The sequence below is a fragment of the Paenibacillus sp. 01L418 genome (assembly GCF_056400045.1).
Genome location: NZ_JBFTSN010000834.1, coordinates 1 through 807, shown reverse-complemented (window position 1 = coordinate 807; position 807 = coordinate 1). Strand labels below are relative to the sequence as shown.

Sequence of the window (807 nt, the reverse complement as noted above, 5' to 3'; positions counted from 1 at the left end):
GTAGAAAGTTCTGGCCATATACAATTGAATATAAAGCAGGCGCTCCTGGACTACTGCCGGGAGCGCCTTTTTTCGTGTTAAGTATGATAATACATAGAAGAAACCCCGATTTTGTTTCCTTAAGCTTGGATTTGAAAACCCTGAAATCATCATCTACCTTTCTATACAAAAGTGAACAGCCGGAATGAGAGAAGTAGGGAAATAAACTGACAGCGTGATCCTTCCGGAGCTTATGCTTTTAGAAAGGGTTGGGATAATCAGCAGCTTGGAAGAAGGGAGAAATAGAAATGAAGTATTGGGCTTTGCGATATAATATGGTAAAATCTTCAACTCCATAAACGCAGAGACGATCCCACATGTAGCGTCATCTTTCAGAGAAATTATCTCTCAATAACCGTTGTTTCCGGAGTTCCTGGATTTGAAGACATCCCAAGAGGAGGAAAACAGAGCTCAGCCCTAACGGCAAATATCAGAAGCTTGTTCTGCAATTCGCTGCAATCGGCAAGGAAGTAGAGTCTCTTGAAATTAGGGATAATGATAAGAATGTGCTCCTTAAAAAAGTAGAGAAGATTTCGCCAAATAGTGATCTCCAGACGATTGAGGTAGATATTTCTGGAGTAAAGAATATCGCAATAAATGTGACACAAGCTGTTGACGGCGGGTTCATTATTCCGCTAGATACTTCAATTTACAAGTAAGATTAAGCTGATAAGCCCACAATGCCCGTATAGGCGTAGTGGGCTTATTTTCATGTTAAATTACATTAGATTTTTTCTCGTTCTTTTGGTTTGAATGACAGACTCATTC

General features: G+C 39.9%; 2 protein-coding genes. Both read left to right on the top strand.

The window, feature by feature from the left end; all coding sequences use genetic code 11:
• A partial coding sequence (locus tag AC1DSE_RS36015; RefSeq protein WP_477529209.1) for a hypothetical protein occupies positions 1-188 on the top strand: 188 nt, incomplete at its 5' end.
• A gap of 357 nt (positions 189-545) precedes the next feature.
• Positions 546-698, top strand: a complete 153-nt coding sequence (locus tag AC1DSE_RS36010; RefSeq protein ID WP_477512014.1) for a hypothetical protein — start codon at positions 546-548, stop codon at positions 696-698.
• Positions 699-807: the final 109 nt, after the last annotated feature.